Source organism: Pollutimonas bauzanensis, from assembly GCF_040393045.1.
GTDB classification, from domain to species: Bacteria; Pseudomonadota; Gammaproteobacteria; order Burkholderiales; family Burkholderiaceae_B; genus Pollutimonas; species Pollutimonas bauzanensis_A.
In genome coordinates this window covers 25,026-31,833 of record NZ_JBEBUX010000038.1, presented here as the reverse complement: position 1 = coordinate 31,833, position 6,808 = coordinate 25,026, and the positions used below count along the sequence as shown (strand labels likewise).

8 protein-coding genes are annotated in these 6,808 nt (G+C 52.5%); 7 read left to right on the top strand and 1 reads right to left on the bottom strand.

The window, feature by feature from the left end:
* Nucleotides 1-45 precede the first annotated feature (45 nt).
* Complete coding sequence (locus tag ABWO67_RS08110) at nt 46-873, bottom strand: IclR family transcriptional regulator (RefSeq protein WP_353150106.1); 828 nt, start codon at nt 871-873, stop codon at nt 46-48.
* A 352-nt stretch (nt 874-1,225) separates the two neighbouring features.
* Here ABWO67_RS08110 and ABWO67_RS08105 point away from each other — a divergent pair, with 352 nt between their 5' ends.
* The 7 genes from ABWO67_RS08105 to ABWO67_RS08075 all read left to right on the top strand — a co-directional run bounded on the left by ABWO67_RS08105 (nt 1,226) and on the right by ABWO67_RS08075 (nt 6,790).
* Complete coding sequence (locus ABWO67_RS08105) at nt 1,226-1,909, top strand: amino acid ABC transporter permease (RefSeq protein ID WP_353150103.1); 684 nt, start codon at nt 1,226-1,228, stop codon at nt 1,907-1,909.
* 15 nt (nt 1,910-1,924) lie between these two features.
* The gene (locus ABWO67_RS08100; protein ID WP_353150109.1) at nt 1,925-2,572 is read left to right on the top strand and encodes an amino acid ABC transporter permease; all 648 of its coding nucleotides are present in this window, start codon (nt 1,925-1,927) and stop codon (nt 2,570-2,572) included.
* Complete coding sequence (locus ABWO67_RS08095) at nt 2,556-3,284, top strand: amino acid ABC transporter ATP-binding protein (RefSeq protein WP_353150100.1); 729 nt, start codon at nt 2,556-2,558, stop codon at nt 3,282-3,284. The genes ABWO67_RS08100 and ABWO67_RS08095 overlap by 17 nt, the downstream gene beginning before the upstream one ends.
* A gap of 65 nt (nt 3,285-3,349) precedes the next feature.
* Nucleotides 3,350-4,183 carry a transporter substrate-binding domain-containing protein gene (locus ABWO67_RS08090; RefSeq protein WP_353150097.1) on the top strand — a complete coding sequence of 278 codons (834 nt, stop codon included), beginning with the start codon at nt 3,350-3,352 and terminating at the stop codon, nt 4,181-4,183.
* A gap of 81 nt (nt 4,184-4,264) precedes the next feature.
* Nucleotides 4,265-5,011 carry an SDR family oxidoreductase gene (locus ABWO67_RS08085; RefSeq protein ID WP_353150094.1) on the top strand — a complete coding sequence of 249 codons (747 nt, stop codon included), beginning with the start codon at nt 4,265-4,267 and terminating at the stop codon, nt 5,009-5,011.
* 26 nt (nt 5,012-5,037) lie between these two features.
* Complete coding sequence (locus ABWO67_RS08080; RefSeq protein ID WP_353150091.1) at nt 5,038-5,895, top strand: fumarylacetoacetate hydrolase family protein; 858 nt, start codon at nt 5,038-5,040, stop codon at nt 5,893-5,895.
* A gap of 70 nt (nt 5,896-5,965) precedes the next feature.
* Nucleotides 5,966-6,790: a transporter substrate-binding domain-containing protein gene (locus ABWO67_RS08075; RefSeq protein ID WP_502929984.1), complete on the top strand. Its 825-nt coding sequence runs from the start codon at nt 5,966-5,968 to the stop codon at nt 6,788-6,790.
* Nucleotides 6,791-6,808: the final 18 nt, after the last annotated feature.

The following is a 6,808-nucleotide window of genomic DNA, read 5'->3' as shown; positions in this document are numbered from 1 at the left end:
GCATTCAAGAACTCGACAGGTAGTACGCCTGGCGCTTATCGGAACTTAGGCTGACTCGGAATCGTATCCCATGCGGGCTGACAAGCGGCCGCAGATATTGGTCATGATCCCTTTGATTTGCTCAATGTCCGGACGGAGTGTGCCGTCGATGCGGGCAATGTGGGGTATGTTGACCGCTGCCACCACTTTTCCGCCCATGCTAAGGATGGGAAAGGCAATATTGGTGATGCCCTGGATCTGGATGCTGGGCATCGATGCATAACCTTGGACACGCACCTCTTTTAACAAGGCAAATAGCTGGCCAGGGTCCATTTGCAGTTCGCCCTCGACGCGGATGTGGCTGCTGAGCATGCGTGTGCGTTCGACTTCGTCTTGATAGGCCAGCAAAACATGGCCCGATGAGGTATCGGTCAATCCCATTACTACGCCGATTTTCAATCCGAAAGACCAACGTTCCGGGCTGTCTACTTGCGCAATGATGATTACCCTTCCATTCTGAAAAATAGACAAGTGACAGGACTGGCGCGCCCGTTCGGCCAGCTCGTGCAATAAGGGCAGGGCGGTGCTTACCAGGGACTTGATGGGTTGTTGGCGCTGTGCCAGCTGGAACATTTTTAGCGTTAGGGTGTAGCGGTCATTCTGGTCAGCCTGGATGTAGCCCCGGCGCTGCAGGGTAACGGCCATACGGAATATCTCATTGACATTGCGCCCCAGCGCCTGGCAGAGCTCGTTGAGCGTGTAGCCTTCAGAGGTCTCGCTGAGCGCTTCGAGAATATCCAATCCTTTTTCCAATGCCGGCGCGGCATAGCGAATGCCTTTTGGTTCGGCTGAGACAACCGCTTCCGGGGTTTCTTCTTGTGGCAGGTCGCTCATTTTTGATCCGGTGTCGAGGCAGGTTTAAAGGAAGGGCACACGCAATGACCGTAAGCGTTGTCCACCCAAGGCTAAATAATAGCCTAAATTATTTCATATAAGAAAATTGATTTTATATAAGAAATTAAATTCATGGTGAATTTATTGAATTCTATGCCTGTTATAGGACTATCTCTACGATGAAAGGGAAATCCCTAATAAAAAACAAGGGTGTATCTGTTGATGGAGAATCTTTAGTGGCTTAGGATAGCTTTATATATAAGAAAACCAATTTCATAAATAAAAAAGGCAGACATCATTTCAGGCGTTCCCTCCACGCGACAAGGCCCACGTATCATTTATCAGGAATCAAATGACCTACGAGTTTGATTTTCAAAGTGTGCTTGCCTACTGGCCCATGTTTTTAGATGGTGCCTGGACAACATTGCAGATGTCGTTTTGGGCGACTCTTGTAGGCTTCGTCATAGGCGTGCTGTGCGCGGTTGCCCGCAGCGGCGGCCCCGATTGGCTGCGCAGGGCAGTGGGCGTCTACGTTGAAGTCATTCGCAATACGCCCCTGTTGATACAAAGTTATTTCCTGATATTCGGGATGGCGAATGTGGGCATCAGAATGCCCATCATGGTAGGCGCCATCCTGGCCTTGGTGATCAATATTGGCGCCTATACCTGTGAAATCGTTCGGGCGGGGATTGAGTCGGTCCATAAGGGGCAGCTCGAGGCGGCGGAATGCCTCGGCCTGTCGCCTGTCCAGGTCTATTGGCACATTGTCTTGCGTCCGGCTATAGAACGGGTCTATCCGGCATTGACCAGCCAGTACGTATTGTTGATGTTGGTAACCAGTATCTTGTCGGCAGTTGGCGCTAACGAGCTATTCGGCGTGTCCAATTCAGTACAGGCCAATACCTTCAGAAACTTCGAAGTCTTTATCGTGCTGTGGGTCGTTTACCTGATCCTGTCCGTGATGGTTCGAGCCGTATTCTGGCTGATCGCCCAATTGGTGTTCGTACGCCGGCGCAAGCTTGGCACGCCACTGTAAGGGGCCGCGCGCATGATGACTTCACAACAGTTTGAGTATCTATTGCATGGGGCTTGGGGAACGATTGTGCTGTCATGCCTGACCTTTGTCTTCGCCGGCATGCTGGGGTTGTTGGTAGCACTGTCCCGGGTGTCGCCAGCCGGCACGATTCGACGCTTGGCGTCTGCGTATATCCAGATTATCCAGGGCACGCCGTTGCTGGTCCTGATGGGCGTGTGTTTTTATGGCCCCAACCTTTTAGGCATTAGTAGCGTGCCTGCCTTGTTTGCCGCTACGCTTGCCTTGACGATTCAGTCGAGCGCCTTTTTTGGCGAGATATGGCGCGGGTGCATCGAATCTGTCGCAAAAAACCAGTGGGAAGCCGCAGAGTGCCTGGGGTTAAGCCGCTTCCAGCGCATGGTCATGGTGGTTTTGCCGCAAGCCTTGCGCATAGCTACCCCGCCCACTGTTGGCTTTATGGTTCAGATTGTCAAAAACACATCTATTGCATCGCTGGTTATCGGGTATGCAGAACTCTCTTACAACGCAAAAATACTGAATAACTCCACATTCGAACCTTTCTTGTATTTTGGCTGTGCGGCTTTCTTGTATTTCCTTATTTGCTATCCCTTATCCCGCTGGAGCCAGAGACTGGAAAGGAGGCTCAATGTCGCCCGTAGTTGAACTTAAGAATGTGCACAAGAAATTTGGCGATCAGCAGGTGCTCAAAGGGATCTCGCTTTCCGTCAATAAAGGAGAAATCCTGGCGGTGATCGGCCAAAGCGGCTCGGGGAAAAGTACGGCGCTGCGCTGCATGAACTACTTGGAAACCATCGATGAAGGTGAAATCACCGTATGCGGCCATAAGCTCAGTGCAGATCGCAAGAATGTACGTAATCTGCGACGGGACGTCGGCATCGTTTTCCAAAGCTATAACCTTTTCCCGCATTTGACTGTTTTGCAGAACATTACCTTGGCGCTTGTTCATGTCAAAAAACTGGCCAGGCCCGAGGCTCGTGAACTTGCCGAGAAAGTGTTGGCCCAGGTCGGACTGGCCGAGAAGTGCGGGGCTTACCCGGAACAGTTATCCGGAGGGCAACAGCAACGCGTGGCGATAGCCCGTTCCCTTGCCATGGATCCTCAGCTCATGCTGTTCGACGAGGTGACGTCGGCATTGGATCCCCAGTTGACAGGCGAGGTGCTTAAAGTCATCGAGGCATTGGCAGTCAAAGGCATGACCATGGTTTTGGTGACGCATGAAATGGCCTTTGCCTACCGGCTCGCTCATCGCGTTGTGTTCATGCATCAAGGGCAGGTTTGGGAAGAGGGCGGCAGCGAGATCCTTAAGAACCCGGCCACAAAAGAACTGCAGGAGTTCGTGGGCAACGGTTTGTAGTTCGGCTCCTGACGCTGCAGGAAAGATGCGAGCATCAGGATAGATATCATCAGGAGAGAGACGCAATGACAACGAATATAAAAGAAATCCGCACGAATAAAGCCGTATCCCGTTTCTTGGGGCTGGGAGTTTTGGCTGGCGCGCTGGGCTTCGCTTGCCTGTCGGCACAGGCTGATGACTTGAGCACAATCAAGAGCAATAAAGTGATACGTGTCGCAATTGACCTGGGCGCGCCGCCTTTCGGTACCAAAGACGCCACGCTCAAGCCCATAGGCTCAGATGTGGAGACCGCCGAGCTGCTGGCCAAGGACTTGGGCGTGGCGCTGGAAGTCGTACCTACCACTGGTGCGAATCGTGTTCCCTTTCTGTTGACGAACAAGGCCGATTTGGTGGTGGCGAGTTTCTCCATCACACCGGAGCGCGAGAAAGTGGTTGCGTTCTCAGTGCCTTACGCAGCGATCCAGGCAGTGGTGGGTGCGCCTAAAAACTCAAGTATCAAAACCCTGCAAGATCTGGTTGGCAAAACCGTCATTTCGACACGCGGCACAACCAACGACATTGCTATTACCAAGCAAGCTTTGCCGGGCACCAACATCCTTCGCTTCGATGACGACGCAACGTCGATTACTGCGGTGATCAGCGGTCAGGGCGATATTTTTGCGACGGCCCCGCCGTTGCTGAAGGCCATTAACGCGAAGTCACCAGAGAAAAGCATGGAGCCCAAAGTTTTGTTGTCTACCGCCATGTTGGGTATTGGGCTGGACAAGAAAAGCACCGAACTCAAAACCTGGGTCGATAGCTGGGTGCGGACCAATCTAAAGAACGGCAAGCTGAACGATATCTATGAAAAACATCATGGTTCGCCTTTGCCAGAAAATGTTTTGAGCGCCGGGAAGTAACGCAAGGCGCGCGCTGATTAATGGAAAGGGGTTGGGCGTATAGGGCGCTCAATCTGAAGATTTTCGCACTTGGAGTAAATAATGGCAGGTCGTTTAGCAGGAAAAATTGCCCTGGTGACAGCGGCGGGGCAAGGGATAGGCAGGGCAACCGTTGAGGCGTTTGTCGCGCAAGGCGCGCAGGTCATCGCCACGGATATCAACGAGAAGTTGCTGACCAGTTTGCAGAACTGCCAGGTTCGTCGCCTTGACGTCACCAAGCCGGACGAGATCGCGGCCTTGGCCGCCGAACTAGGCGGCATCGACGTATTGTTCAATTGCGCTGGGTATGTGCATGACGGCTCCATTCTGGACTGCGATCTGGACGCGTGGAATTTTTCTGTGGATTTGAATGTCACGGCCATGTATCACATGATCCGTGCATTTCTGCCGGGCATGCTGCAACGTCAGCACGGTTCCATTATCAACATGGCGTCGGCGGCTTCCAGCATCAAAGGCGTGCCTAATCGCTTTGTGTATGGCACGACCAAGGCGGCTGTCATAGGCCTGACCAAGGCTGTGGCGGCCGATTTTGTATCGCAGGGCATACGCTGCAATGCGATCTGCCCGGGCACAGTGGAGTCCCCGTCGCTTAAAGGCCGTATCGCTTCGCAGGCCAGCAAGTATGGCAAAAGCCAGGAAGAAATACATGCAGCCTTCGTGGCTCGCCAACCTATCGGCCGTGTCGGCAGGCCGCAAGAAATTGCCGCGCTGGCGGTATACCTGGCCTCCGACGAATCCTCGTTTACTACTGGCACCACGCAAGTCATTGATGGCGGCTGGTCCAACTGATTATTTAATTCAAAAAAGGAAGAAGTATGAAACTACTGCGTTATGGACCTGTTGGAAAAGAAAAGCCTGGATGCCTGGACGCGCAAGGCAAGGTACGCGATTTGTCGAGCAAGCTGTCTGACATCAGTGCACAAACCTTGAGCCCTGAACAATTGAAAAGCTTGCAGGCCGTTGAAGTAAACAGCTTGCCGGTGGTGGAGAACCCCGGGCGGATCGGTACGCCATATTCTGGGCTGGGTAAATTCATTTGTGTGGGTTTGAACTATAGCGACCATGCTGCTGAAACCGGTGCCGAGGTACCCAAAGAGCCTATCTTGTTCAACAAGTGGTCCTTGCCTTCGGGCCCTAATGATCCAGTCGTAATGCCCAAGACATCGGTCAAGACCGATTGGGAAGTGGAGCTTGGGGTTGTCATAGGGACCAAGGCGCGTTACGTCAGTCTGGAAGACGCATTGAAATATGTTGCCGGTTATTGCGTCGTCAATGATGTGTCGGAGCGTGAATACCAGATCGAACGCGGCGGTACCTGGGATAAGGGTAAAGGATGCGACACATTTGGCCCTATCGGGCCGTGGCTGGTTACGGCCGATGAAGTTGCCGATCCGCAGAATCTGGCGATGTGGCTGGACGTCAACGGTAAGCGTTTTCAGGATGGCAGCACCAAGACCATGATTTTCGATGTGGCCTATTTGATTCACTACATCAGCCAGTTCACCACGTTATATCCCGGCGATCTGATTTCAACCGGTACGCCTCCCGGCGTCGGTTTGGGCCAAAAGCCGCCTTTGTACCTGAAGGCGGGGGATGTCATGCGCCTCGGTATTGAAGGGTTGGGAGAGCAGGAACAGAAAGTCCATGCCTGGGACGCCGCCCTGCTGGATTAACGCGGTCTAAAGGCGGCATCGGTGTTGCCGCCTTTTTGCTGACTAAAAAAACGATGGATGGAGATATGCAATGGCAGGTAGGTTGTTGAAGAATAGATTAGTGACAAAGACGATGACTGTCATAGGGGCTGCAGCGATCACGCTTGGTTCGATGGCAGCCCACGCGCAGAATCAGCTGGACAAGATCAAGCAGCACGGCGTGATCAAGGTTGGCATTGTGGTCGATTTCCCACCCTATGGGATTACCAATGAAGCCAACCAGCCCGATGGATATGACGCTGATGTCGCCAAAATGCTGGCCAAGCATCTGGGTGTCAAGCTGGAGCTGGTTCCGGTAACCGGCCCCAATCGCATCCCATATCTGCTGACTGATAAAACCGATTTGTTGGTTGCCTCGTTGGCTATTACGCCGGAACGAGTAAAGCAGGTGCAGTTTTCCAACCCCTATTCGGCTGCCAGCATGGTGCTTCTAGGGCCTGAACAAACCAAGATCAAGACTCCGGAAGATTTCATCAGCTACCGGATAGGGGTGCCGCGCGCCAGCACAACAGATATTGGCGTCATGAAAGTAGCGCCCAAAGGTACCAACATCCGCCGCTTTGATGATGATGCAACAGCGCTGCAGGCCATGATAGTCGGGCAGGTGGACGCAGTGGGTACTTCGTCAGTTATTGCCGGAGATGTTGATAAACGTTATCCAGGTAAATACCAGATCAAATACACGATTAATGAGCAGCTTATGGGTATTACGATGCAGTACGAGCGTCCTGAACTGCTCATGGCAGTGAATCAATTCATCAAGATTAATGTGGAAAATGGGGAATTCAATAAGTTGTTTGAAAAATGGATCAAGACGCCTTTGCCGCAGTCAGTGGTAGTTGCGTCTGCTAAATAATAACGGCACCAAAACCGT

Coding starts and splice junctions, on each gene's coding strand:
- ABWO67_RS08110 (WP_353150106.1), bottom strand. CDS start 873: ATGAGCGACCTGCCACAAGAAGAAACCCCGGAAGCGGTTGTCTCAGCC.
- ABWO67_RS08105 (WP_353150103.1), top strand. CDS start 1,226: ATGACCTACGAGTTTGATTTTCAAAGTGTGCTTGCCTACTGGCCCATG.
- ABWO67_RS08100 (WP_353150109.1), top strand. CDS start 1,925: ATGACTTCACAACAGTTTGAGTATCTATTGCATGGGGCTTGGGGAACG.
- ABWO67_RS08095 (WP_353150100.1), top strand. CDS start 2,556: ATGTCGCCCGTAGTTGAACTTAAGAATGTGCACAAGAAATTTGGCGAT.
- ABWO67_RS08090 (WP_353150097.1), top strand. CDS start 3,350: ATGACAACGAATATAAAAGAAATCCGCACGAATAAAGCCGTATCCCGT.
- ABWO67_RS08085 (WP_353150094.1), top strand. CDS start 4,265: ATGGCAGGTCGTTTAGCAGGAAAAATTGCCCTGGTGACAGCGGCGGGG.
- ABWO67_RS08080 (WP_353150091.1), top strand. CDS start 5,038: ATGAAACTACTGCGTTATGGACCTGTTGGAAAAGAAAAGCCTGGATGC.
- ABWO67_RS08075 (WP_502929984.1), top strand. CDS start 5,966: ATGGCAGGTAGGTTGTTGAAGAATAGATTAGTGACAAAGACGATGACT.